The organism is Nocardia sp. NPDC127526, assembly GCF_042672265.1.
Lineage (GTDB): Bacteria > Actinomycetota > Actinomycetes > Mycobacteriales > Mycobacteriaceae > Nocardia.
The window spans coordinates 183276-206757 of record NZ_JBHXVO010000001.1 but is presented as its reverse complement, the minus strand read 5'-3'; the positions used below and the strand labels follow the sequence as shown (position 1 = coordinate 206757).

Sequence of the window (23482 nt, the reverse complement as noted above, 5' to 3'; positions counted from 1 at the left end):
TTCGGATATGGTAATGCGCTTCGGCTATTACTCGCCAGTGTTTCTTCCCAACGCTCCCCGAATGGATCCCGCCAGGTAATCCAGGTCCGCCCGCGCCGGAGACGTGGGCCGCGCCCGCAATCCGAACCCGTCCCCCGGAGTGCGTGGAATCACATGCAGATGCACGTGGAACACCTCCTGACCCGCCGTCACCCCGTCCGCCAGGAAGAAATTCACCCCGTCGCAGCCGACCTCGGATTCCCGCAGCGCCGCCGCCACCCGCTGCCCCACCTGAAACAGCTTGCCGCCCAACGCCGGATCGAGTTCGGACAGACTCCGCGCGGGAATCTTGGGAACCACCAGGACATGTCCGGGCGTCAGCGGCCGAATGTCCATGAACGCCAGCACATCCGCGTCCTCGTACACCCGGCTGGCGGGTGCACGACCGGCGACGATATCGGAGAAGATCGTGTACGGATTCATGTCCGGCAGCCTAAGGCCGGAGAATCCGGACGCCCCTAGAGGATTGGCGACGGAGTGTAGCGGGCCGCCTCCGGATTGGCCTCGACCAGCTTCTGCACCTGGGCGATGACCGAGGCGGTCTGCGCTTCGGCGGCGCCGATGAACGCGGAACGGTCCTCGAGCGCCGCGTCGAGAGCGGCGCGGTCCAGCGGCATGCGCTCGTCGGCGGCCAGGCGGTCCAGCAGATCGGGTTCGCGGCCCTGCTCCCGCATGGCGAGGGCCACGGCCACCGCGTGCTCCTTGATGACCTCGTGGGCGGTCTCGCGGCCGACGCCGGCGCGCACCGCGGCCATGAGGATGCGGGTGGTGGCCAGGAACGGCAGGTAGCGATTGAGTTCGCGGTCGATGACGGCCGGGTAGGCGCCGAACTCCGCGAGGATGGTCAGGAAGGTCTCCATCATGCCGTCGACGGCGAAGAAGGCGTCCGGCAGCGCCACGCGGCGGACCACCGAGCAGAAGACATCGCCCTCGTTCCACTGCGCGCCGGCCAGTTCGGCGGTCATGGAGCCGTAGCCGCGCAGCACCACCTGCAGGCCGTTGACGCGCTCGGCGGAGCGGGTGTTCATCTTGTGCGGCATGGCCGAGGAGCCGACCTGGCCGGGCTGGAAACCCTCGGTGACGAGTTCGTGGCCGGCCATCAGGCGGATGGTGTGGGCGAAAGACGAGGGGCCCGCGCCGATCTGGACCAGCGCGGAGAGCACATCGTGGTCGAGCGAGCGGGGGTAGACCTGGCCGACGCTGGTCAGCACGTTCTTGAAGCCGAGATGGTGGGCGACCTTCTGCTCCAGCTGGGCGAGCTTGGCGGCATCGCCGCCGAGCAGGTCGAGCATGTCCTGGGCGGTGCCCATGGGGCCCTTGATGCCGCGCAGCGGGTAGCGGTCGATGAGTTCGCGCAGGCGGGTGAGGGCGATGAGCAGCTCGTCCGCGGCCGAGGCGAAGCGCTTGCCCAGCGTGGTGGCCTGGGCGGCCACATTGTGGGAACGACCGGCCATGACCAGCGACTGGTATTCGGCGGCGCGCTCGGTGAGGCGGGCGGCGATGGCGATGCCGTGCGCGTGGACGTGCTCGAGCGACAGGCGGATCTGCAGTTGCTCGACATTCTCGGTGAGGTCGCGGGAGGTCATGCCCTTGTGCACGTGCTCGTGCCCGGCCAGGGCGTTGAACTCCTCGATGCGGGCCTTCACATCGTGGCGGGTGACGCGCTCGCGCTCGGCGATGGAAGCCAGATCGACCTGATCGATGACGCGCTCGTAGTCCTCGACCACACCGGCCGGAACGTCCACTCCCAGTTCGGACTGGGCGCGCAGCACCTCCAGCCACAGCCGCCGTTCCAGAACGATCTTGTTCTCGGGCGACCACAGGCGCACCAACTCGGGGCTGGCGTAACGGGTGGCGAGGACGTTCGGCACAAGACTCACGGCGTCTATTTTGCCTCCGCTGCGCTCCGGCGGGTTCGCGGCCCCTTGGTCCCGATTCTTCCCTCCCTCCGCACGCTCCTCCGCTTCGCTCCCCCGCGCGCTGCACTCGGTCCAGAATCGGGACGGCCGCGAACTCCGAGCTTGTCTTCAGGCAGGCGGAGCGACGATATCGATGATCTCCAGCAGTGCGCCCCGGGCCATGCGGCGAGGTTGGGGATCAGCTTCACCCAGGGCTGTCACCACGGCGCCGTCGACCACGGCGACCAAGCGGCGCGTCTGCTCGGCCCGAACCACCCGATCGGACCGGCGCAGCACGTCGCCCAGCAACTCGTCGAGCTGGGCGCGTAGTCGGAGCTGGACTTCGCGTAGTTCGGGATGGCGGGCGGAGGCCACCGAGCGTTCGTAGCGGGCAATAAGCTGACCGCGGGCGTCCTCGTCCGGATTCTCCGGGCCGACGAGCAGATCGAGGATCAGATCGACGGTGGCCTCGGCCCCGCGGCGGCGGTGGGTCACCTCCCCCACGCGCCGGCGCATGGCCTCCAATTCGGCATTGCCGGAGAATTCCACCGCGCGGGCGATCAAATCCTCGAGCGAGTCGAAGTAGTAGGTGGTGGATGCCAGCGGCAGCTCCGCCCGGGTCGCCACCGAGCGGTGCCGGACCGCTTCGAAGCCGCCCTCGAGCAACAGCTCGGCGGCAGCACAAACCAGCGCTTGGCGACGCCGTTCGCCTTTCGGAGTCGTCGCAGTGGTCACGGTGCAATCGTGCCAGTCATCATCGGTTCATCTGTGCCAAATCTGTGCGATCTGTGGGGATTCCCAGGTTCGTGGGCGATCGGACGAGCCGTGCGGAAACGCGATACTGCTGTTGTACCGCATCTGTGCGGGCTCGGGGGCGAGACCGGAAAGTCTTGGCAGATCAGGCCATATAGCGTTCCAACCGGTCCAGCGCTTCCTCGATATCGGCGCTCGCCCCGGCGAACGAGAAGCGAACCGTGTGCAACCCGTTGACGGTGTCGAAGTCGATGCCGGGCGCCAGCGCCACCCCGGTGTGATCGAGCACCTCGGTGCACCAGCGCATCGAATCATCGGTCAGGTGAGCGATATCCGCGTAGGCGTAGAACGCGCCGTCGGCCGGAGCGAGCTCGGTGATACCCAGTTTCGGCAGTCCCGACAGCAGCAGCTGACGGTTGGCCGCATAGCGGCGCACATGCCCGTCGAGTTCCTCCTTGGCCTCCGCGCCGAAGGCGTGCACGGCCGCGTACTGCGAGATGGCCGGCGGGCACACGGTCATATTCGAGGCCAGCCGCTGCAGGGCCGGGCGCAGGACGGCGGGCACCAGCATCCAGCCCAGCCGCCAGCCGGTCATGGAGAAGTATTTGGAGACCGAACCGATCACCACGGATTCGCGGGAGGTCTCCCACGCCGAGGAGGTGGGCTCGGTGTCGTCGTAGACGATGCCGTGATAGATCTCGTCGGAGATGAGCAGCGTGCCGTGGTCGTCGCACCAGCGGGCCAGCGCCGCCAGCTCATCCGGAGCGATCATGGTGCCGGTCGGATTGGCCGGGCTCGCCACGATCAGGCCCGCGGGCGGCTCCGGCAGCGCCTCCAGCATGGCCACCGTCGGCTGGAACCGGGTCTCGGGCCCGCAGTCCAGCTCCACCACCTCGCAGCCCAGCGCGGTGAGCGTATTCCGGTACGCCGGATATCCGGGCCGGGCCACCACCACGGCGTCCCCCGGATCGAACGCCGCCAGGAAGATGAGCGTGAACGCGCCCGACGACCCGGTCGTCACCACCACGTCCTCGGCGTCCACCGTCACCCCGTAGGTGGACCGGTGATGCTCGGCAATGGCCTGTCGCAACTCCAGGATTCCGAAAGTCTCGGTGTATCCCAGCAATTCGCTGTCCATTGCCTGCCGGGTCGCCCGCAGCACCGCCCGCGGCGCCGGCGTGGACGGCTGCCCCGCGGCCAGCACCAGCACATCCCCGTGTGTCCGGGCCCGTTCAGCTGCTGCTTTCCAGACGTCCATCACGTAAAAAGGTGGAATGGTCGACCGGCGAGATTCGATACGCACGAGACAGACGGTAGAGCACCCGCTCCCCCGCCTGTCCCCTAATGGCCCCTGGAATGGCTGAGGAGGGATTCGTGCCGGGGGGAAAGACCACCGAGGAGACCTCGGCGGGGCACCAGTCCGCGCCCGCCGAGCCCGCGACCAATGGAAAGCGGCCATCTGCTGCCGCCCCGTCCGCGACGGCTCCGGCCGCCAACGGGAGCAAGCCCGCTGAACAAGAAACCCCACCCACCGCACCGGCCGCGCACGGGAACGGAGCCGAGCGCGCCGCACGGGTGCCGCCGGATGACGTGGACCCGGCCGCATCACGCGAGCTCGCCGTGGCCGAGTCGGACGACGCGGACGAAGGGGCCGCTACGAGCGATCGAAGCTCGGATGCGGACGCTGCCGACCGGGACCACGGGTTTCGTGTCGGCGAGGGCAGCTATGTCCCGGGGGTGCGCTCGGAACTGACGGGGCCGCGCGGTCACGGGCCGCGGGGGCAGAGCGCACGGATGGCGCGGGCAGCCGCGAACGGGGTGGCGTGGGCACGTGCGCGCGCACCGCGGATGCGGGATCAGGGCGTGGCGCTGTGGGCGCGGCGGCCCAGGTCTCGCGCGGAGGTGACCGAACTCGTCGGGCGAGGCCGGGACGAGGTGCGGCGGCAGGCGCCGGTGGCACGGGAGTGGGCGCTGCGGCACAGGGCGCTGATCGCCGGGGTCACGGCGGTGCTCGTTTTCGCGGGAGCGGACAGCACGCTGGGGCGGATTCCCATCGATGCGGCGGTGGAACCTGGTGTGGCGCTGCGGGTTCCGACGGCGCATCCCTTGCAGGTGCAGATGCCCGCCTCGACGACCAAGCGGTATCTGGATGCCATCGCCAATGGCGAGCGGATTCGTGAGCAGGCGGTGGTGGCGGCCGCGGCGCGCAATACGCTGGAGCGGGCCAAGGCGGAGGCGGCCGCGGCGGTGGCCGGGGAGTATCAGCCGTGGATGACCGCGGGCACCGATCCCACGTTCGTACTGCCCGGGGTGGGTGCGTTCACGCTGCCCGCGCGGGGTGCGTTCACCTCCGGGTTCGGGCCGCGGTGGGGCACCTTCCACGCGGGCATCGATATCGCGGCGCCGCTCGGGTCACCGATCTACGCGGTGGCGGCGGGCACGGTCGTCGCGGCCGGACCGGCGCAGGGGTTCGGGCTGTGGGTGCAGATCCGCCACGACGACGGGACGATCTCGGTCTACGGGCACATGTACGACTTCTTCGTCTCGGTGGGCGAGCGCGTCCCGGCGGGCATGCAGATCGCCCGCATCGGCAACCGCGGTGATTCCACCGGGCCGCACCTGCATTTCGAGATCATCCAGAACGGGCAGCGGGTGGATCCGCAAGCCTGGCTGGCGCTGCACGGGCTGCGGCTCGGATAGACAGACTCCAGCGAACAGAGTTCGCCTCGTCATTCCGGCGCGTTCTTGGCCGGAATCCACAGCGGCGCGGGAGATCCCGGCCACAAGCACGCCGGGATGACGAGGCGACGACGAGGGATGCGGCGTGGAGGAGCCGGGCTCAGACAGCCGGGGTCGGCACGCTGATGCGGCCCTCGGTGGCGGCCAGCGCGATGTCGGTGCGGAAGTGCCCGCCCGGGAGCTTGACGGTGGCGAGCCGGTCGTAGGCGTTCTTTCGCGCCTCCTCCAGGTCGGCGCCCTGGCCGACAATGGCGAGCACGCGGCCGCCGGCGGAGACCAGCGCGCCGTCGGCCCGCTGTGCGGTGCCCGCGTGCAGGACCTCGGATTCGGTTCCGGTGCCGGAGGATTCGGCGCCGGTGATGACATCCCCGGTGCGCGGGCGGGCCGGGTAGTTCTCGGCGGCCAGCACGACGGTGACCGCGGAGCCGTCCTTCCAGCGCGGCGCGGCGACCCGGTCGAGGGTGCCGGTGGCGGTGGCGTTCAGCAGTTCGCCGAGCGGGCTGTCGAGCATGGCCAGCACGGCCTGGGTCTCGGGATCGCCGAAGCGGCAGTTGAATTCGACCACGGCCGGTCCGGCCTGGCCGATGGCGAGGCCCGCGTACAACAGGCCGCTGAACGGCACGCCGCGGCGAACCATTTCCGCCGCAACGGGTTTCACCACATCGTCGACAATGGCGGTGAGGGTCTCCGCCGGCAGCCACGGCAGCGGCGTGTAGGCCCCCATACCGCCGGTGTTGGGCCCGGTGTCCCCGTCGCCGACGCGCTTGTGGTCCTGCGCGGGCAGCAGCGGCACCACGGTCTCACCGTCGACCAGGCAGAACAGCGACACCTCGGGACCGTCGAGGAAGGATTCCAGCAGCACCGGGTGGCCCTGCTCGAGCAGTTCGGCGCCGTGCTCGCGGGCCACCGACCGGTCGGCCGTCACCACGACGCCCTTGCCGGCGGCGAGCCCGTCGTCCTTCACGACCCAGGTGGGCCCGAACCGGTCCAGCGCCGCGTCCAGCTCGCCCGGATGGTCGACGATCTCGCTGTGTGCGGTGCGCACACCGGCCGTGTTCATCACATCCTTGGCGAACGCCTTGGAGCCCTCGATGCGCGCGGCGGCGGCCGACGGCCCGAAGCAGGCGATTCCGGCCTCGCGCACCGCATCCGCGACGCCGAGCACCAGCGGCACCTCCGGCCCGACCACCACGAGATCGGCCGACAGCTCCCGCGCCAGTTCCACCACCTCCGCACCGGAGGAGGCGTCCACCGGCCGCACCTCGGCGTGCTGGGCGATGCCCGCATTGCCGGGCGCCGCGTACACGGCGCTCACCGCCGGGTCTTTGCGCAGGGCGAGGACGAGGGCATGTTCACGGGCTCCGGAGCCGATGACGAGTACGCGCACGACGGACAGCTTAGAGGGTGCCGTCGGCACTGATCATGGCGGTTGTTCGGCCACCCGGCGCTCACCCGGAGTTCATGCGCGGGGGCACCGCGCCGGGGATGATGGACAGTGGCGACCGTCACCGCGAGCGATCAGAGGATGTGCCTGCTATGGGCTTGATCGACGGAATCATGGGCAATGCGGGACGCATCGATCCCGCGGGCGCACAACAGGAGTACGGCAAGTTACTCGGTCAGGGCGAACAGATCTATGCGGCATACCTGCTGGTGCGCGATGCCATGCTGTTCACCAATCGCCGCCTCATCCTGGTCGACAAGCAGGGTCTGACCGGCCGCAAGGTGAGCTATCACAGCGTTCCCTACCGGGCCATCACGCACTTCTCGGTGGAGACGGCGGGCACCTTCGACCTGGACGCCGAGCTGATGATCTGGATCGCGGGCACGGGCGAGCCGCTGCAGAAGCGGTTCAACCGCCAGGTCGACATCTACGAGGTGCAGGGCATCCTGTCGCATTTCGTGGCGGTGTAGGTGGAGGCCCCCCAGCGGGTTTCCGCGTAATCTCCGGGCATGGCTTCTGTTTTCTCCGCAATCATCAACGGCCAGCTGCCGGGCCGCTTTGTCTGGGAGGACGACGAATTCGTCGCCTTCCTGACCATCGCCCCGGTGACGCAGGGTCACACGCTGGTGGTGCCGCGCAAGGAGATCGACCAGTGGCAGGACGTCGATCCGGAGACCTTCGCGCGGATGACCGCCCTCGCCCAGAAGATCGGCCAGGCGGTGCGCGCGGCATGGGACGCGCCGCGCGCGGGCCTGCTGATCGCGGGACTGGAGGTACCGCACCTGCACGTACACGTCTTCCCGGCCTTCGAGCTCGGCGATTTCGATATCACCGGCGCGGATCCGGATCCGAGCAAGGAATCCCTCGACGAGGCCCAGGCCAAGATCAAGCAGGCGCTGCGCGATCTCGGCTACGGGGCCAACGTGCCGGCCTGAGCCCCGGACAGCCGCACGGTGAAGGTCGCGCCTTCGCCGGGGACGCTGGTCACCGCGACCGTACCGCCGTGCGCGGTGACCAGCGCCTGCACGATCGACAGCCCCAGGCCGGTGCCGCCGCGCGGCGACGAACCGGCGCATCTTCTCGTCCGAGGCCCGTTTCCTGGGAACGGTGTTTATCAGCGGCGCACGCCGGGATCGACGTCATCGTCGGTGAGCAGTGCGCTGCCCGCCACCCGGTCCTGGGCCAGCGCGTCCAGGAAGGCGCGCGCCCAGCGGTCCACATCGTGGGTGAGCACCTGGCGGCGCAGCGAGCGCATGCGGCGGCGCCGGGTATCGCGGTCGTCCTCGATGGCGGCCGCGATGGCCTCCTTGACGCTGTCCAGGTCATGCGGATTGCACAAGTAGGCCTGCCGCAATTCCGCTGCCGCACCGGTGAATTCGCTCAGCACCAGCGCGCCGGACAGCCCGCCCTGGGCGGCCACGTACTCCTTGGCCACCAGGTTCATGCCATCGCGTAGCGGCGTCACCACCATGACGTCGGCGGCCACGAAGAATGAGATGAGCTCCTCGCGCGGGATGGGGCGGTGCAGGTAGTGCACCACCGGATAGCCCACGCGGGCGTACTCGCCATTGATCCGGCCCACCTGGCGTTCGATATCGCCGCGCATCTGGATGTAGGACTCGACGCGCTCGCGGCTCGGGGTGGCCAGCTGCACCATGACCGTGTCCGCGGGATCGACGCGGCCCTCGGCCAGCAGTTCCTCCAGCGCGGCCAGGCGGATATCGATGCCCTTGGTGTAGTCCAGTCGATCCACACCCAGCAGGATGGTCTTCGGATTGCCCAGCTCCGCACGGATTTTCGCGGCCCGCTCGCGCACACCGCGCCGCCGCGAGTACTCGTCCAGCTCGGTGGAGGCGATGGAGATGGGGAACGCGCCCACCCGCACGGTGCGGAAACCCACCTGCACCACACCGAGTTTGGAGCGCACACCCACATTGCCGCGCGAAGTCGGCTGTCCGGCAAGCCTTCTGGCCAGGTACAGGAAGTTCTGCGCGCCGCCGGGCAGATGGAAGCCGATCAGGTCCGCGCCGAGCAGGCCCTCCACGATCTCGGTGCGCCACGGCATCTGCATGAACAGTTCCACCGGCGGGAACGGAATGTGCAGGAAGAAGCCGATGGTCAGATCCGGCCGCAGCATGCGCAGCATCTTGGGCACCAGCTGCAGCTGATAGTCCTGCACCCACACCGTCGCGCCCTCGGCGGCGACCTTCGCGGTGTGCTCGGCGAACCGGCGGTTCACCTGGACGTAGGCCTGCCACCAGGTGCGGTCGTAGACCGGCCGCACGATCACATCGTGATACAGCGGCCACAGCGTGGCATTGGAGAAGCCCTCGTAGTAGTCGGCGACCTCGTCGGAGGACAGCGGCACCGGATGCAGTTCCAGACCGTCCTCGACGATCGGGTCGATATCCACATCCGGAACGCCGGCCCAGCCGACCCAGGCGCCCTTGTTGTTGCGCAGCACCGGCTCCAGTGCGGTCACCAGGCCGCCGGGACTGCGCTTCCAGCGGGTGGTGCCATCGGGTAGTCGTTCCAGGTCGACCGGCAGCCGGTTGGCGACGACGACGAAACCCGAGCCGGAGCTATCCGGGTTCACGGGTCATTCGCCTCGCGCGTTCGGACCGATGCCCAGCATCGACAGCAGCATGCGGCACTCGTCGGCGTCGGTGGCATAGGCGGCCACCACGCGCTGAGCCTGACGGGCGGTCTCATCGGCGAGCGGTTCCAGATCGTCGTCCGCGATGTCGTTGGCGCTGCTCTTCGCGGCCATCATCATGTCCTCTCGGGGAGTTTGCCTCGGTTACGAGAGTTCCATCGTATCTGCCACCCGAAACGGACCGGGCGGGGAACCGATACGGTGGGCGGAAGCAGCAGTCGCACGTCCTGATGAAGGGGTCACAGCAATGCCGTTGGCAACGGTGAACGGAATCTCGCTGAACTACCAGGTCAAGGGGGACCGCGCCAAGGGCACCGACGTCAAGGGCGGCGGGCCGCTGGTCGTCATGATCATGGGCACCGGCAGCCCGGGCCGGGTGTGGGAACTGCACCAGGTGCCCGCGCTGGTCGCGGCCGGATACCGGGTCTGCACCTTCGACAATCGCGGTATCGCACCCTCTTTCGAGGCCGCGCAGGGCATGACCATCGACGAACTGGTGCGCGACACCGCCGCGCTCATCGAATTCCTGGACGAGGGACCGGCGCTCGTGGTCGGCCAGTCCATGGGTTCGCGCGTGGCCCAGGAGCTCGCCCTGGCCCGTCCGGAGCTGGTGCGCAAGGCCGTCTTCCTGGCCGGGCACGCCCGCCTCGACCAGTTCCAGAAGACGCTCTCGCTGGGCGAGCACGAATTCGACGCCTCCGGGGTGCGGCTGCCCGCCAAGTACGAGGCCGCCATCACCGCGCTCATGAACCTGTCCCCGGCCACCATGGCCGACACCAATGCCGCGCGGGACTGGCTGGATCTGTTCGAGTTCACCGGCGGCCCCGTGTCGCCGGGCGTGCGCGCGCAGCGCCGGATGGACCATGATTTCGACCGCACGGCCGCCTACCGGGGTATCACCGTGCCGTGCCTATCGGTCGGTTTCGCCGATGACCGGATGATCCCGCCGTATCTGTCGCGCGAGGTCGCCGAGGTCATTCCGGGCGCCCGCTATCAGGAAGTCCCCGATGCCGGCCACTTCGGCTATCTGGAACGCCCGGAGACGGTGAACAAGATCCTGCTGGATTTCTTCGCTGGGTGAAGGTAACCGCCCTGGCGTAACGCCTGCCTTGCTAGGGTCGAATCCAACGTCGGGGGTTCGCTCCTGTGCTGTGGGCCAAACCAGCACCGGAATCGATCCTTCAGCGTTCCCGTACACAGCGCCAGTATCCAGTGAGGTGAAATGAGCACCAATCCTTTCGACGACGAAGACGGCCGGTTCTTCGTCCTGGTCAACGAAGAGGAACAGCACTCCCTGTGGCCGGCCTTCGCCGAGGTTCCGGCGGGTTGGCGAGTCGTGTTCGGCGAGGACTCGCGCGCCGCATGCGTGGAGTACGTCGAGAAGAACTGGACGGATATGCGTCCGAAGAGCCTGCGTGACGCCATGGCCGCCGATGATGCGGCACGTCAGGCGGCTCAATCCTAGACAGCTGCGGTTAGCCCGATACTGCGCAGAACGGCTTCCGAATACGGCCGCGCGGTGCCATAAGCCCCGCGCGGCCGTACTTCGGTCCCGCCCGCCCAGATATCGGCCCAACCGGGCACCCGGCTTTTTCCGCAGAGCCGGTGCGCCTGGTTATGATGGGCACCGCTTCCGCCTCCCTAGCTCAGTGGTAGAGCACCGCTCTTGTAAAGCGAAGGTCGTCGGTTCGATCCCGACGGGGGGCTCGATGGCGGCCATCTCGGCTCCCGAGGTGGCCGCCTATTGATCGCGCTGAGCGAATCTGGAAGCCGGCCACTACTTTCCGGCTCCTCCGCCGTTCAACTCGACTCGAATTGCCGGCCGAGGTGCTCAGATCGCCTTCTGCTGCTCGATGTACTCCTGGACCATGGCCAGCGGAGCACCGCCACATGATCCGGCGAAGTATGAGGGAGACCAGAAATGCGTGCCCCACGAGTGCGACTGGATGTGGTCGGGGAACTCCTGTCGTAACCGTCGCGCCGACACACCTTTGAGGCTCCCCGCGAGTGTGGACAGCTTGACCTGCGGCGGGTAGTTCACCAGCAGGTGCACGTAGTCGGCGTCGCCATCGAACTCCTGTAGCTCCGCGCCGAGGTCGGCACAGACTTTCCGCATCACCTCCTCACACCGCGAGAGGATCTCATCGGTGAACGGTCCACGCCGATATTTCGGGACGAAGACCAAATGCGCATGTAGGTCGTGAACGACACTCCGTCCCCTGCGTAAGTCATTATTCGATTCCCATCGCGGTGACATAGACAGATGATAGGTTCCGTGGTGTGAAGCTGGTCGTGCAGGTCAAGCTCCTCCCTGATAGCGGACAGGTTGCCGCTCTCGAAGACACCCTCCGCACCGCGAACTACGCTGCCTGTCGGCTCTCCGAGCGTGCGCAGGCCAATCCGCGGCGATGTGGCCGGACCGCATTGCAGAGAGACCACTATCGGGACGTAAAGGCGCTTGGCCTGTCCGCGCAACCCGCTTTGCACGTGATCCGCAAGGTTGCTGACGCCTACACACTCCGGTCGGCGAATCTTCGGGCTGGAAACTACGGTCCGGCATCCGGTGACCGCTATCGACGTGTTGCAGAGCGGCCAATCCGATTCCGTCCGAATGCGGCGCAACCGTTCGACGATCGCTGCCTGTCCTGGCAGCACGACGCCGGCACCGTCTCCATCTGGACGACCCGAGGCCGCCTGAAAGACCTGCGGTTCACAGGATCTCCGGACCAATTGAAGACACTGCAGCTGTACCGGCAGGGAGAAAGCGACCTCGTATACCGCGACGGCATGTGGTTCCTGTACGCGACCTGCGATATCCCCGAGGGCGAGCCGATCGACCCCCAGGGGTGGGTGGGTGTCGATCTTGGGATCGTCAACATTGCCACCACCAGCGGCGGCTACCGCGCTGCTGGGCGCGGATTGAATCGGCACCGGGGACAGAAGCGCCGACTTCGAACCAAACTGCAAGCCAAAGGGACGAAGTCGGCCAAGCGGGTACTGAAACGGCAGCGCCGCAAGGAGACCCGCCGGGCAACCGACATCAATCACGTGATTTCGAAAAGCATTGTGGTCGAGGCTCAACGCACCGGGCACGGAATCGGTCTCGAAGATCTGACCGGTATCCGTGAACGGGCACGGCTCCGAAAGCCCCAACGGACCACACTGCATTCGTGGGCATTCGCCCAGCTCGGGACGTTCATCGAATACAAGGCGCGCCAACGCGGTGTGCCGGTGGTGTTCGTGGACCCGCACGACACCTCACGCATGTGCTCGGCGTGCAGGTACGTGGACAAGAACAATCGGGTGAGCCAGGCCAAGTTTCGCTGCCGTTCGTGTGGCGTCGTTGCGCACGCGGACGTGAATGCTTCTCACAACATCGCGGCCGAAGCGGCGGTGGTTTGGGAACGCGGGGCCGAGTCAACGGCCCCTGCACCTGCCTAGCCAGGTGCTGGACGTGGACCTTCCCCTGACAGCCAGTCAGGGGAAGGAGCTGCAAGTTCGACCACTGAAAGGTCGGCAGTTGACTCCCGACAGGGGGCATCGATCACAACCCGAGTGAGCAGGGCCTCGGTCGCCACGACAGTAGCGACCGGAGTGGGCGGGCTGTGAATGGTTGCGGCGCTGAGCGATCAGCGCCGCAATCCGTCAGCCGAAGGTGTAGGACACCCCGGTCAGGCGCTCCGATTCCGCCCACAGGGCGGCGGCCAGGTCCGGATCGTGTGCGGCCTGCCCGGCCCGGTTCAATTCCGGGTAGCCGCGGAATTTGCCCGAGGGACCGTAGAACTCACCGCCGCGCGCCTTGGGGTCCACCGCGGCCCGCAGCGTCGGCAGTGCGCCCATCTCCGCCGACTGCAGCAGCCAATCGGTCGTCCACTTCATCGACGGCCGGTGCAGGAAGCGGATGAACGGGCCCATATTGTCCGCGAAGTCCGAGCGCGCCACCCCCGGATGCGCTGCCAGCGACTCCAGTTCGGCATCGGCGCCATTGAGCCGGCGCTGTAATTCGAAGGTGAACAACAGATTCGCGAGCTTCGACGCCGCGTACACCTGCAGCGGCCTGTACTTGCGCCGCTCGCAGAACAGATCGTCCAGGTCGAGGGTGGGCTTGAAATCCTCGGAACCGCCGCTGCTGACGGTCACCACCCGCGCACCGGGCGTGGCGCGCAGCAGATTCAGCACCAGTCCGGTGAAGGCGAACGGCCCGAGATGATTGACGGCAAAGGCGGTTTCGAACCCGTCCTCGGTGACCGCGCGCTGCTGGCTGATCATTCCCGCATTGTTGATCAGCAGGTCGATCCGATCGAACTCGGCGCACACCTTCGCCGCGGCCGTGCGCACCGATTCCTGGGAGGCCAGATCCAGTGGCACGACGGTCAATTCGGCCGCCGGAGCGGTCCGGCGAATGAGTTCGGCCACCCCGGCGGCCTTCTCGATGTTCCGGCAGGCCAGCACCACGTGAGCGCCGTGCTCGGCGAGCATTCGAGCCGTTTCCAGCCCGAGCCCGGCGCTGGCGCCGGTCACGATCGCGGTGCGGCCCTGCAGATTCGGTATGTCGGCCGCGGTCCACGGCGTCTTCTTGGCACCCAACTCGATCTTCCTGACACCTGAGGCCCCCTTGGACGGACCTCAGGAGCCTAGATCGGGTCGACGTCGGCCACCAGCCAGCGACCGTCCTCCTTGTCCAGCTTCACACGCAGCCGGCTGGCATCGTAGGTGCCCTTGGACGGATCCTTGCCGGTGCTCTTCTGGTTCAGGAAGATCATGACCTCGGCATTGTCGTCCTCGGCGCTGATGACGCCGGATTCCACCACGGTGGCCTCGACGGTCAGTTCCTTCTCCTTCGCGCCGGGCGCGAGCACGGTTTCGGTGACCTTCTTCCAGTCCTCCTGGAAGTCCGGGGTCATATCCGCCATCACCTTCGGCATCTGCGCGTCGATGGTGCGGAAGTTGTAGCCGAACATGCCCTGCACCGCGCGGCGCGCCACCACGACGGATTCCTCACGGGCGGAATCGAGTTGATTGTCCTGCCACCAGCCGTAGCCGACCCACGACCCGGCTCCGACGCTGATCACCAGCAGGCCCGCGGCGCCGGCCAGAATCAGCAGATCACGCAGTTTCGCGGTCATACCACCATCTCCATCGCGGTTGCGGTGAAACCGTTCTCGCCCCGGACGATGGTCACCTTGAATCGGAACTGCCGCTGCTGCGGCCCTTCGGCCCCGGCATTGGTGAGGGTCTGCTTGACGGCCACCAGCACAATGGCCGAATGGTCGTCGCTGCTCTGCAGCGCGGCCTCGATGATCTCGCCCTTGGCGCGCACCTCGGCCTTCTGCACGATGGCCGCGTAATCCTCCTTGCGCTGGGCGTATTCGGTGTTCAGATCACCCGAGGTCACCGCCAGCACGCGGTCGATGTCGTCTTGCGCGGTGTCGGCATTGATATTGGTGATGTTCAGCATGGCCTGCTTGGCGGCGTGCACGTAGTCCGCGCGCAGGGCGTCCTCGTTGCTGAGCTCGTTGCGCTGCACGGCCATGAAGACCGTCGCGGCGGCGATGGCGACCGCGAGCACCAGGGCGGCGGCCGAGACGAACCAGGTCCACCGGGTCGACTTGTCCTCCGAAGCGGCTGCGGGCGCTTCGGCTTCGTCGGCGGGGGTCTCGGCTTCCGGCGTGGCCGGTTGGTCGGAGACCTTGGTGAGCGCGACCGGTTCGGCGACGACGGGTGGCTGCGGAATCCGCTCTTCCTCCGCCGGCGGCTCGGCGGTCCCACTCACCGGGACGACGGTCTCGCTCCCCGGTGTGGTGGTCTGCTCCTCGGCAGGCGGCCCCTCCGATCGCACGGCCCGCCGCCGGGTCCGCTTCTTCCCCGCACTCGGTTCATTCATCGCAACTGCTCCTGGACCATCGCTGTCAGGCTGGCCGGAACCACCCCGGAGCCGTCGGCTCCGACATTGGCGATGCGGTACGTCCGACCGTCCTCGCCCAGGAAAGTTCCGGTAAGCGGATCGTACGGCCGGGTCTCCACCGAAGCAGGCTGGGTCCCATTGGCCGCACCGGCGGGCTGCCCGTCCGGGGTCACCGGATTGGGATCGCCGAAGGGCGGATTGTCGCCCAGCGGAATGTATCCCTGCGGGTCACGGCAGAGTTCCGGGGTCGGTGCGCGCTTGCCCGGGACTTCCATACACGGCGTATTGCGAATGCCGCGCACATCGAAGGGCGCGTTCTGCGCCACCTTGCAGTACAGACCTTCCGGGGTGTCCGGGAAATCGCGTTCGGCGGCCGAGCGCCGTTCGTCGGCGGGCAGGAAGCCGGTGGTGCAGCCCTGCGGATCATTCACGCTGACCATGAAGTCCACCATGGCGCCGTATTCCAGCGGCCCGCCGGTGGCCACGGTCAGCAGGCCGGCGATGAGCGGCGGGAAAACCACGAGCAACTGCTCGAGACTGGCATCGTAGGTGTAGGTGACCTGCCCGACGCTCACCAGATTGCGGGCCAGCAGCGGCAGGGTCGGTTTCAGATCCTGGAACAGCTGGGTGGCGCGGGTGGCCGCGCCGGGCGTCTTGGCGAGCACATTGCGCAGCGCCGGATCGTGTTCGCGCAGTTGGTCGGTCAGCGTGGCCAGATCCTGGGTCCAGGACCGGATGGCATCGTCGGACTGCACCTGGGTGTCCAGCAGCGGGCCGATCTTCTCGATCAGGTCCTTGGTCGCCGCGGTGTTGTTCTTGGCCTCCTGCACCAGCAGCGACGCGGAGTCGATGAAGCGCTGCAGGTCCGGCCCGGCCCCATCGAAGGCCTTGAAGGCGTCGTCGATGACCTGCCGCAGCTTGGTGTCGGCGACGCTGTTGAGCAGCCGGTCGGTCTGATCGAGCAGCGTGCCGACATCCTGCGGCAGCTTGGTGCGATCGACCCGGATGACCGAGCCGTCGGAGAGGTTGCCGCCCTTGGGATCCGCGGCGGGCACCAGGTCCACGTACTGCTCGCCGACCGCCGACACACTGCGCACCCAGGCGTCCACATCGGCGGGGATCTTGTAGTCGCTGTCGATGGACAGCTCGGCGTTCACGCCCTGCGGCGTGAGCCGGACCGCCTGCACCTTGCCGACATTGGTGCCGCGATAGGCCACATTGGCGTTCTCGTAGAGCCCGCCGGTGGCCTCCAGTTGCACGATCACGTCGTAGCGGCCGATGCCGACCATGGCCGGAACACCCACGTACACACCGCTCATCACCGTGATGCCGATAACGGTCAGCACCGAGAAGATGGCGAGCTGGATCTTGACGAAGCGGGTGAGTTTCACTGTCCACTCCCTTGCGGCACGGTAATGCCCGGAATGGCGGGCAGTCCCGGGATCGGCCCGATTCCGGGCAGGGTCGGCTGCTGCGACTCCGGCCGGAAGGGCGCGGTCTTCGGGTCGACGGGATCGCCTGCGGTGCCGCCCATCTGGCCGAGGGCGCCCTCCACGCCCGCATAGCGCGGGCCGAGCGGGGTACCGGTGAGGAAGTTCTTCGACAGGCGCGCCGCGGTGAGGTCGAAGGTGATCTTCACATTCAGATAGTCGCCGCGGACCGCGCCGTCCATCTGGTGCATGGGGAACGGGAAGGTGAGCAGCATGCTCAGCGCCGCGGTCAGATTGGTGCCGGTATTGGCCAGCTGTTCCAGCGCGGGCCACAGGTTGGCCAGATCGGCGGTCAGATTGTCGCCGCCCTCGTCGACGATGCGCGACACCACATCGCTGAGACCGCCCAGCGCGCTGAGCGCACCGGTGATGTTGGCGCGCCGATCGGCCAGCACGGTCAGCGCCGGATGGATGTTCTCGATGGCCGAGGTCACCTGATCCTTTTGCTGGGCGAGGATTCCGGAGAACCGGTCCAGCCCGCTCATGGCGGCGATGATGTCGCTGGTCTGGGTGTCGAGGGTGCCGATGAGCGTATTCAGCTGCGGCAGCAGGTCGCGGATGGCGTCGGTATTGCCGGTCAGCGCCTTGTTCAGTTCGGTGGTGATGTTCTCCAGCTGGCTGATGCCGCCGCCATTGAGCACCACCGACAGCGAGGACAGCGTCTGCTCGGTGGTCGGGTACGCACCGGCCCGCTCCAGCGGAATGGTGTCGCCCGGCTTCAGTTCGCCCTGTGCCGCAACCCCTTCCGGTGCGCCGAGCTCGAGGTGATTGCTGCCCAGCAAGCTGGTCTGCCCGATCTTGGCGGTGGCATTGGCAGGCAGTGTCACGCCCTTCTCGAGGCTCACCGTGACCAGCGCGTGCCAGCCCTCCACCTCGATGCCGGTGACCGTGCCGACGGTGACGTCATTGACGCGGACCGGCGAATTGCGGGTCAGCGTGGTGACATTCGGCATCTGGATCTTGACCTGCCAGGCATCCGCGCCGGTGCCCTCCGCGCCCGGCAGGGGTAGCGAATTCAGGCCGTCGAACTGACATCCGGTGGCGCCCAAGGCGATCGCCAGACCGATCGCCAGGCCGGCCACCCGGCGGCGTCCGCGCAGAGTCTTCATCGGATGCCTCCCGGAAGAGCCAGTTCGGCAAGGCTGCCGGGCACGCTGACCTCAGCGGCGGCCTGACCCTGCGCCTGGGCCGCGACCTCCGGGGTGCTGTAGGTCAGCTGTTCCGGATAGGCGGTGGCATTGGTCGGCGTGCTGAGCATGAGCGGCGGATAGTTCATGGCCAGTCCTTGCAGGACCGGAGCCAGGTTCTGGGCGCACAGATCCGCGGTCTTGTCGCTCTCATTGGTGTCCAGCGCTTCGACGGAACCGCACAGGAAGCTGAGCGGATCGGCGAAGTTCGTGAGCACCGGATAACCGGTCAGCGTGCCCTGCGCGGGCTTGTAGAGCTGGTAGAAGTTGACCAGCGCCGTGGGACCGGAATGCAGCACGCGTTCGATCTCGGGCCGCTTGTCCACCAGCAGCTGGGTGACGTCGGCCATTCGCTGCAAGCCCTCGGTCAGCGCGCCGCCGCGCGATTCGATGAAGCGCCGCACGTCCTCGACCGCGATATCCAGATTGTCCAGTCCCGCACCGAGATCGGTGGAGACCCCGGCGAGCACCGAGGACACCGAGGCGAGCCGGCCGCCGAACTGCACGATCTGATCATTGCTCTTGGACAGCACGTCCACGAACAGCTGCAGGTTCCGGATGGTGGCGAACAGGTCGGTGCGACCGTCCGAGAGCGTGTTCAGGGCGCTGGACAATTCCCGCAGCGTACTGCGGAAAGCCTCGCCGTTGCCGTCCAGATTGTCGGCGGCGGTATCGACGAAGCGGCCGAAGGAACCCTGCTCGTCATTGCCCACCGGGCCGAGAGTCGTTGCCAGCTTGGACAGTTCGGCCTTGATGTCGTCCCACTCCACCGGGATGGCGGTGCGCTCGATCGGAATGGTGCCGCCGTTCTCCAGCTTGGCGCCGCCGGTGTAGGCGGGGGCCAGCTGCACGAAGCGCGCGGACACCAGCGAGGGCGAGACGATGACGGCCTTGGCGTCGGCGGGCAGATCGACGCCGCGGTCGACGGTCATCTTCACCGTGACCTGATTCTTGCCCGGATCCACCGAATCCACGGTGCCGACCCGCACCCCGAGCACCCGCACCTGATCGCCGGGATACAGGCCGCTGGTGGACGGGAAGTAGGCGGTGATCCGTGTCTTGCCGATCCGGTTCAGCGCCGGATAGGCGAGCGCGGCCACGATCGCGACCAGCGCCACGATCGCCGCGATGCGCGCCCAGCGCGGCAGCGATCCGACCTTCTGCAAAGCGTTCATTTGCCGGGCTCCGTCTCTGCGGGATAGAGGCCAGGGGGGAGACCGGGACTGTTGTCGAGATAGGACCACAGGTCCGCGGGCAGGTGCTGGGGCCAGACCAGGGCATCCACCAGCGGCTGCAGCGATTTGCTGCTGGCATTGGAGATGTAGGCCTGGAAGTAGGGGCCACCGCCGACCTGCTCGCCCAGGGCGCCCGCGTACGGGCCGAGGGCGTCGAGCGCGTCGGAGAGGTCCTGCTTGTTCCGCTGCAGCAGATCCAGCACCGAATTCAGCCGATCCAGAGTGGGTTTGAGCTGCGCCTCGTTGTCGTTGACGAAGCCGGTCAGCTGCTGGGCCAGGCCGTTGACGTACACGATGAGCTGGCTCAGCGCGGTGCGCCGGGCATCCAGTTCACCGAGCAGCGAATTGCCGTCCACCAGCAGCGCGCTGATCTTGGCGGCCCGATCGGAGAGCACCTGGGTGACGCCCTGGGCCTTGCTCAGCAGTTCGGTCAGCGCCTGATCGCGGGTATTGATACTGCGTGACAGGGCGGTGATGCCGTCCAGCGCCGACCGCAAGGGCGCGGGAGTGTCGGCGAAGGTCTCCGACAGCGCGTCCAGGGTGGTGTTCACCTGCTCCATGTCCAGGCCGTGCACGGTGGTGGCCAGATCGCCCAGCGCGTCGTTGAGCGAGTACGGAGAGGTGGTGCGCTCGAGCGGAATCGGATCGTCCTTGCGGAGCGAGCCGCCGCCGGCCGGGGTGACCTCGAGCGATTTGCGCCCGAGCACCGTATTGGTCTTGATGGCGGCACCGGTCCTGTCCCCGAGCCGGATTCCCTCCTCCAGCGAGAACCGCACCAGCACCTTGGCGCCGTCGAGCGAAACCTCTTCCACCCGTCCGGTTTTCACACCCGCGACCTGCACCTGATCGCCGGGCACCAGACCGCCGGCGTCACCGAAGTACGCGGTGTACTGGGCTCCGGAGGCGATGAACGGCAACCGGTCGAATTGCAGGGCGGCCAGCGAGACGGTCACCGCGAGCACGATGCCGATGATGCCCACATTGATTGCGGGCGAGCGTTGTTCGCTCACTTCGCGCACCTCCCGGTGGTCTGGGCGCCGGGCAGGTTGACCAGCAGCGGGCCATTGGGGCCGTCGACCAGGAAATTGGTGCCGCAGACGTAGATGTTCAGGAAGGAACCGTAGGAGCCGATGCGGACCAGCTTCTTGTAGGACTCCGGGAGATTCTGGATGATCCACTCGACCTCGGTGGAATCGTTGTCCAGGGTCTCGGCGGTGCGCCCCAGCTGGGTGATGGTGTCCTTCAGATCCGGGCGCGCCTGGGCGAGCAGCTCGGTGAGATCACCGGTGGCCCCGGACAGGCGCGGAATGGCGTCGCCGATGGGATCCTTGTCAGCGGCCAGGCCGCTGACCAATCGCTGCAGTTCGTCGAGGGTGGTGGCGAATTCCTGATCACGGTCGTCGATGGTGGCCAGCACCGTCTTCAGATTGTCGATCACGCTGCCGATCAACGCATCTCGCTCCGACAGCGTCCGGCCGAACGAGCCGGAGCTGTTGAGCAGCGACACCAGGGTGCCGCCCTGGCCCTGGAAGATCTGCAGCAGCGCCTCGGTGAGATCGTTGACCTGCGCCGGATCCAGGCCGCGCAGCAGGGGTTTCATCCCGCCCAGCAGCATGTCCAGATCCAGGGCCGGTTTGGTGCGATCGGTGCCCATGGTGGCGCCCTCGCGCAGCACCTCGGAGGTCCCCGGACCTTCCAGCAGCTCCAGATACCGGTCGCCGACGAGGTTCTCGTAGCGGATGGCGGCGATGGTGCTGCCGTAGAGCTTGTACTTGCGGTCCACGTCGAACTCGATGTGGGCGAGATTGTCCTTGCCCACCTCGACGCTCGACACCGAGCCCACCGGCACACCGGCGATGCGCACCTTCGCGCCCGGCAGGATTCCGGAGGAGCTGGTGAAGATGGCGTTGTAGGCGGTCTCGCGGGAGAAGCGCATCTGGCTGAAGACAATGCCGAGCATGCCCAGCACCAGCACCATGACCAGGGTGAACAGCCCCAGCTTGACGGTGACCGCGCGCGGCTTGAACCTCACTACTTCACCCCCGGCAGTCCGGCGAACAACAGCTGGAAGATGGTGCCCTCGGAGCCCTTCCACTCGGTCGAGGGCTGGAAGATGCGCCCCTCCGAGGTGTCGGTGACCAGGTAGTTGGCCTCGTCGCCGGGCTTGTGGTCGAGCACGCCCTCACAGTGCGGGCCGCCGGTGGCGTTCACCTTCGGCAGGTCCTCCGGATACTTGTAGGGCTCGCCGGCGGGCATGATGCTGGCGTTCATGGTGACCGCCGCGTACCGGCCGCCGAAGATATCGCCGACCAGGGGCATGTTCGAGCCGAGGCCGACAATGGTGCAGTACAGCGCATCCCGGTACTCGTACAGGGTCTCGGTGGTCGGGCGCAGCAGCCGGAGTGCTTCCACGAGAGGTGATTCGGTCTCGGTGAGGATCGGGGTGGTCGTATCGGCGAGTCCGATGAGATTGGTGAGCACCGCGTCGATCTTCTGCTCGGAGTCCACGATGGTGCCGCTGGTGACCACCGCATTGTCGGTGGTGCGCAACAGGTCCGGCACGGTGTCGGCGTAGAGGCCGGTCACGTGGGTGGTCTTCCGCAGATCCTCTTGCAGGGCCGGCAGCGCGGGGTTGATCTCGCGCAGGAAGGCGTCGCTGTCGACCAGCAGCCGGCCGAGCTTCTCGCCGCGGCCCTCCAGGGCCGAACCGAGCGCGGAGAGGGTGGCGTTCAGCTTTTCCGGCTCGACCTTGGCGAGCACATCGTTGAGATGCTGGAAAAGCGTATTGAATTCGACCGTCACGTTGGTCGCCTGCACGATCGCGCCGGGCCGCAGGGAGTCGCTGGAGGGCTTGTCCGGCATCATGAAATTGATGTACTTGGCGCCGAACACGGTCGTGGAGCGAATATCCACGAGCGCATTGGCGGGCACTAGTTTCAATTGCTCGGGGTCCAAAGCCAATTCGATGTTCGCGCCGCTGGCGGTCTGCGTAATATCCTGGACCCGGCCGATTTCCACGCCGCGCACCTTGACCTTGGCGTCCGGATCCAGCACCAGGCCGCTGCGGGGTGCGGCCACCGTCACCGTGACCGTCCGGGTGAAGCCGCCCGCAAAGCTGACCAGGCAGATCACCACGACGACGACGAGCCCCAGAATCAGCCCGAGGCCGGCCAGTTTGACGACCCAGCCCTGTTCGGATGCTCTTTTGGGCCTTTGTTTCTCGACGAAGCCGGAGCCGATCGGGCTCCGCACCGGGTGCTGTTGTGTCACCATGTCCCGCCCCTACCCGGAGAGATGGAAATTGCCGGAGGTGCCGTAGATGGCCAGCGAGATCAGCAGTGTCACCGTGACGACCGCGACCAGGGAGGCGCGCACCGCATTGCCCACCGCGATTCCCACGCCCACCGGCCCGCCCGCGGCGTGATAGCCGTAGTAGGTGTGGATCATCATGACCGTGATGGCCATGACGATCGCCTGTGCGAACGACCAGAGGATGTCGCTGGGAATCAGGAAGGTCTCGAAGTAGTGGTCGTAGACGCCGGCCGACTGCCCATAGATCACCACTGTCGCAAAGCGACTGGCGATGAACGAGGCGATGACGGCCAGGGAGTACAGCGGAATGATGGCGATCATGCCCGCCAGCACCCGGGTCCCGACGAGGAACGGAACCGGGCGGATGGCCATGACCTCGAGCGCGTCGATCTCCTCCGCGACGCGCATGGCGCCCAATTGCGCGGTCGCGCCGGCGCCGATGGTGGCCGCCAGCCCGATGCCCGAAATCACCGGCGCCGCAATGCGAACGTTGATGAAGGCGGCGAAGAAGCCGGTCAGCGCCTCCACGCCGATATTGCCCAGCGAGCTGTAGCCCTGCACCGCGATGGTGCCGCCCGCCGCCAGGGTGAGGAAGCCGACGATCACGACGGTGCCGCCGATGACCGCCAAAGCGCCGGTGCCCATGGAGATCTCGGCGATCAGCCGGATGGTCTCGGTGCGATAGTGCACGAATGCCTTGGGCACCGAGGCCAGTGACTGCGCGTAGAACAGCGCGTGCTTGCCGACCGAGTCGACGGCGTCGCCGGTCCGGCGCACGCGCCGCATGACCTTCGGAAAGCGGGACTGAATCACGAAAGCCATCT

General features: G+C 67.3%; 24 protein-coding genes, 1 tRNA gene and 1 pseudogene. 7 read left to right on the top strand and 19 right to left on the bottom strand.

From position 1 onward, the window contains the following. Positions 1-27: 27 nt before the first annotated feature. The 4 genes from ACFVIV_RS01080 to ACFVIV_RS01065 all read right to left on the bottom strand — a co-directional run bounded on the left by ACFVIV_RS01080 (position 28) and on the right by ACFVIV_RS01065 (position 3993). Entirely contained in the window at positions 28-462 is a 435-nt protein-coding gene (locus tag ACFVIV_RS01080; RefSeq protein ID WP_379192554.1) for an HIT family protein, read from the bottom strand. A 35-nt stretch (positions 463-497) separates the two neighbouring features. Beyond that, positions 498-1919: an adenylosuccinate lyase gene (gene purB / locus ACFVIV_RS01075; RefSeq protein ID WP_379192552.1), complete on the bottom strand. Its 1422-nt coding sequence runs from the start codon at positions 1917-1919 to the stop codon at positions 498-500. Between the two features lie 147 nt (positions 1920-2066). After that, complete coding sequence (locus tag ACFVIV_RS01070; protein ID WP_379192550.1) at positions 2067-2672, bottom strand: TetR/AcrR family transcriptional regulator; 606 nt, start codon at positions 2670-2672, stop codon at positions 2067-2069. A 163-nt stretch (positions 2673-2835) separates the two neighbouring features. Next, positions 2836-3993: a pyridoxal phosphate-dependent aminotransferase gene (locus tag ACFVIV_RS01065; protein WP_379192548.1), complete on the bottom strand. Its 1158-nt coding sequence runs from the start codon at positions 3991-3993 to the stop codon at positions 2836-2838. Positions 3994-4064: 71 nt separating this feature from the next. Between ACFVIV_RS01065 and ACFVIV_RS01060 the strand changes: the two genes are divergently transcribed. Further along, positions 4065-5390, top strand: coding sequence for a M23 family metallopeptidase (locus ACFVIV_RS01060; protein ID WP_379192545.1), 1326 nt, complete (start codon positions 4065-4067; stop codon positions 5388-5390). Between the two features lie 139 nt (positions 5391-5529). On the opposite strand, the gene purD is transcribed toward ACFVIV_RS01060, so the two are convergent. After that, positions 5530-6816 carry a phosphoribosylamine--glycine ligase gene (gene purD / locus ACFVIV_RS01055; RefSeq protein WP_379192543.1) on the bottom strand — a complete coding sequence of 429 codons (1287 nt, stop codon included), beginning with the start codon at positions 6814-6816 and terminating at the stop codon, positions 5530-5532. 149 nt (positions 6817-6965) lie between these two features. Here purD and ACFVIV_RS01050 point away from each other — a divergent pair, with 149 nt between their 5' ends. Both ACFVIV_RS01050 and ACFVIV_RS01045 read left to right on the top strand, forming a co-directional pair. Continuing rightward, the gene (locus ACFVIV_RS01050; protein ID WP_379192541.1) at positions 6966-7343 is read left to right on the top strand and encodes a PH domain-containing protein; all 378 of its coding nucleotides are present in this window, start codon (positions 6966-6968) and stop codon (positions 7341-7343) included. 39 nt (positions 7344-7382) lie between these two features. Further along, a complete protein-coding gene (locus ACFVIV_RS01045; protein ID WP_379192539.1) occupies positions 7383-7808 on the top strand; it encodes an HIT family protein in 426 nt (141 codons plus the stop codon). On the opposite strand, the pseudogene ACFVIV_RS01040 reads toward ACFVIV_RS01045, so the two are convergent. From ACFVIV_RS01040 to ACFVIV_RS01030, 3 genes and pseudogenes are all read right to left on the bottom strand, one after another. Further along, positions 7784-7927: pseudogene (locus tag ACFVIV_RS01040) on the bottom strand (ATP-binding protein); the annotation flags it as partial. The gene ACFVIV_RS01045 and the pseudogene ACFVIV_RS01040 sit on opposite strands and share 25 nt — an antisense overlap. 60 nt (positions 7928-7987) lie before the next feature. Continuing rightward, positions 7988-9469, bottom strand: a complete 1482-nt coding sequence (locus ACFVIV_RS01035; protein ID WP_379192537.1) for a trehalose-6-phosphate synthase — start codon at positions 9467-9469, stop codon at positions 7988-7990. Positions 9470-9472: 3 nt separating this feature from the next. After that, positions 9473-9643: a hypothetical protein gene (locus ACFVIV_RS01030; protein WP_169814712.1), complete on the bottom strand. Its 171-nt coding sequence runs from the start codon at positions 9641-9643 to the stop codon at positions 9473-9475. Between the two features lie 133 nt (positions 9644-9776). Between ACFVIV_RS01030 and ACFVIV_RS01025 the strand changes: the two genes are divergently transcribed. The 3 genes from ACFVIV_RS01025 to ACFVIV_RS01015 all read left to right on the top strand — a co-directional run bounded on the left by ACFVIV_RS01025 (position 9777) and on the right by ACFVIV_RS01015 (position 11236). Beyond that, a complete protein-coding gene (locus tag ACFVIV_RS01025; RefSeq protein ID WP_379192535.1) occupies positions 9777-10610 on the top strand; it encodes an alpha/beta fold hydrolase in 834 nt (277 codons plus the stop codon). Positions 10611-10751: 141 nt separating this feature from the next. After that, positions 10752-10994 (top strand): MbtH family protein, encoded by a 243-nt coding sequence (locus ACFVIV_RS01020; protein WP_379192533.1) that lies wholly within the window; start codon positions 10752-10754, stop codon positions 10992-10994. Between the two features lie 170 nt (positions 10995-11164). Further along, a tRNA-Thr gene (locus ACFVIV_RS01015) sits at positions 11165-11236 on the top strand. A 124-nt stretch (positions 11237-11360) separates the two neighbouring features. On the opposite strand, the gene tnpA is transcribed toward ACFVIV_RS01015, so the two are convergent. Further along, a complete protein-coding gene (gene tnpA, locus ACFVIV_RS01010) occupies positions 11361-11786 on the bottom strand; it encodes an IS200/IS605 family transposase (RefSeq protein WP_379192531.1) in 426 nt (141 codons plus the stop codon). 23 nt (positions 11787-11809) lie between these two features. Here tnpA and ACFVIV_RS01005 point away from each other — a divergent pair, with 23 nt between their 5' ends. Then, on the top strand, positions 11810-12970 hold the full coding sequence (locus ACFVIV_RS01005; RefSeq protein ID WP_379192529.1) for an RNA-guided endonuclease InsQ/TnpB family protein: 1161 nt from the start codon (positions 11810-11812) through the stop codon (positions 12968-12970). 204 nt (positions 12971-13174) lie between these two features. On the opposite strand, the gene ACFVIV_RS01000 is transcribed toward ACFVIV_RS01005, so the two are convergent. From ACFVIV_RS01000 to ACFVIV_RS00955, 10 genes are read right to left on the bottom strand one after another with little or no spacing between them, the layout of a single operon-like run. Continuing rightward, positions 13175-14116 carry an oxidoreductase gene (locus ACFVIV_RS01000; RefSeq protein ID WP_379192527.1) on the bottom strand — a complete coding sequence of 314 codons (942 nt, stop codon included), beginning with the start codon at positions 14114-14116 and terminating at the stop codon, positions 13175-13177. A gap of 47 nt (positions 14117-14163) precedes the next feature. Next, positions 14164-14655 (bottom strand): h domain protein, encoded by a 492-nt coding sequence (locus tag ACFVIV_RS00995; protein WP_379192525.1) that lies wholly within the window; start codon positions 14653-14655, stop codon positions 14164-14166. After that, positions 14652-15413, bottom strand: coding sequence for a hypothetical protein (locus tag ACFVIV_RS00990; protein ID WP_379192524.1), 762 nt, complete (start codon positions 15411-15413; stop codon positions 14652-14654). The genes ACFVIV_RS00995 and ACFVIV_RS00990 overlap by 4 nt, the downstream gene beginning before the upstream one ends. Beyond that, positions 15410-16825 (bottom strand): MCE family protein, encoded by a 1416-nt coding sequence (locus ACFVIV_RS00985; protein ID WP_379192522.1) that lies wholly within the window; start codon positions 16823-16825, stop codon positions 15410-15412. Before ACFVIV_RS00985 ends, ACFVIV_RS00990 begins: the two co-directional genes overlap by 4 nt. After that, positions 16822-18033, bottom strand: a complete 1212-nt coding sequence (locus tag ACFVIV_RS00980; protein WP_379192520.1) for an MCE family protein — start codon at positions 18031-18033, stop codon at positions 16822-16824. Before ACFVIV_RS00980 ends, ACFVIV_RS00985 begins: the two co-directional genes overlap by 4 nt. Continuing rightward, positions 18030-19286, bottom strand: coding sequence for an MCE family protein (locus tag ACFVIV_RS00975; RefSeq protein ID WP_379192518.1), 1257 nt, complete (start codon positions 19284-19286; stop codon positions 18030-18032). Before ACFVIV_RS00975 ends, ACFVIV_RS00980 begins: the two co-directional genes overlap by 4 nt. Beyond that, positions 19283-20356 (bottom strand): MCE family protein, encoded by a 1074-nt coding sequence (locus ACFVIV_RS00970; RefSeq protein ID WP_379192516.1) that lies wholly within the window; start codon positions 20354-20356, stop codon positions 19283-19285. Before ACFVIV_RS00970 ends, ACFVIV_RS00975 begins: the two co-directional genes overlap by 4 nt. After that, the gene (locus ACFVIV_RS00965; protein WP_379192514.1) at positions 20353-21378 is read right to left on the bottom strand and encodes an MCE family protein; all 1026 of its coding nucleotides are present in this window, start codon (positions 21376-21378) and stop codon (positions 20353-20355) included. Before ACFVIV_RS00965 ends, ACFVIV_RS00970 begins: the two co-directional genes overlap by 4 nt. Beyond that, positions 21378-22619 carry an MCE family protein gene (locus tag ACFVIV_RS00960; RefSeq protein ID WP_379192512.1) on the bottom strand — a complete coding sequence of 414 codons (1242 nt, stop codon included), beginning with the start codon at positions 22617-22619 and terminating at the stop codon, positions 21378-21380. Before ACFVIV_RS00960 ends, ACFVIV_RS00965 begins: the two co-directional genes overlap by 1 nt. Before the next feature lie 9 nt (positions 22620-22628). Further along, the gene (locus ACFVIV_RS00955) at positions 22629-23480 is read right to left on the bottom strand and encodes an MlaE family ABC transporter permease (protein ID WP_379192510.1); all 852 of its coding nucleotides are present in this window, start codon (positions 23478-23480) and stop codon (positions 22629-22631) included. Positions 23481-23482 lie beyond the last annotated feature (2 nt).

Bases quoted from the DNA above. Each gene is read 5' to 3' on its own strand.
- ACFVIV_RS01080 (WP_379192554.1), bottom strand. From the start codon at position 462: ATGAATCCGTACACGATCTTCTCCGATATCGTCGCCGGTCGTGCACCC.
- ACFVIV_RS01050 (WP_379192541.1), top strand. From the start codon at position 6,966: ATGGGCTTGATCGACGGAATCATGGGCAATGCGGGACGCATCGATCCC.
- ACFVIV_RS01045 (WP_379192539.1), top strand. From the start codon at position 7,383: ATGGCTTCTGTTTTCTCCGCAATCATCAACGGCCAGCTGCCGGGCCGC.
- ACFVIV_RS01030 (WP_169814712.1), bottom strand. From the start codon at position 9,643: ATGGCCGCGAAGAGCAGCGCCAACGACATCGCGGACGACGATCTGGAA.
- ACFVIV_RS01025 (WP_379192535.1), top strand. From the start codon at position 9,777: ATGCCGTTGGCAACGGTGAACGGAATCTCGCTGAACTACCAGGTCAAG.
- ACFVIV_RS01020 (WP_379192533.1), top strand. From the start codon at position 10,752: ATGAGCACCAATCCTTTCGACGACGAAGACGGCCGGTTCTTCGTCCTG.
- tnpA (WP_379192531.1), bottom strand. From the start codon at position 11,786: ATGTCACCGCGATGGGAATCGAATAATGACTTACGCAGGGGACGGAGT.
- ACFVIV_RS00995 (WP_379192525.1), bottom strand. From the start codon at position 14,655: ATGACCGCGAAACTGCGTGATCTGCTGATTCTGGCCGGCGCCGCGGGC.
- ACFVIV_RS00990 (WP_379192524.1), bottom strand. From the start codon at position 15,413: ATGAATGAACCGAGTGCGGGGAAGAAGCGGACCCGGCGGCGGGCCGTG.
- ACFVIV_RS00980 (WP_379192520.1), bottom strand. From the start codon at position 18,033: ATGAAGACTCTGCGCGGACGCCGCCGGGTGGCCGGCCTGGCGATCGGT.
- ACFVIV_RS00975 (WP_379192518.1), bottom strand. From the start codon at position 19,286: ATGAACGCTTTGCAGAAGGTCGGATCGCTGCCGCGCTGGGCGCGCATC.
- ACFVIV_RS00960 (WP_379192512.1), bottom strand. From the start codon at position 22,619: ATGGTGACACAACAGCACCCGGTGCGGAGCCCGATCGGCTCCGGCTTC.
- ACFVIV_RS00955 (WP_379192510.1), bottom strand. From the start codon at position 23,480: ATGGCTTTCGTGATTCAGTCCCGCTTTCCGAAGGTCATGCGGCGCGTG.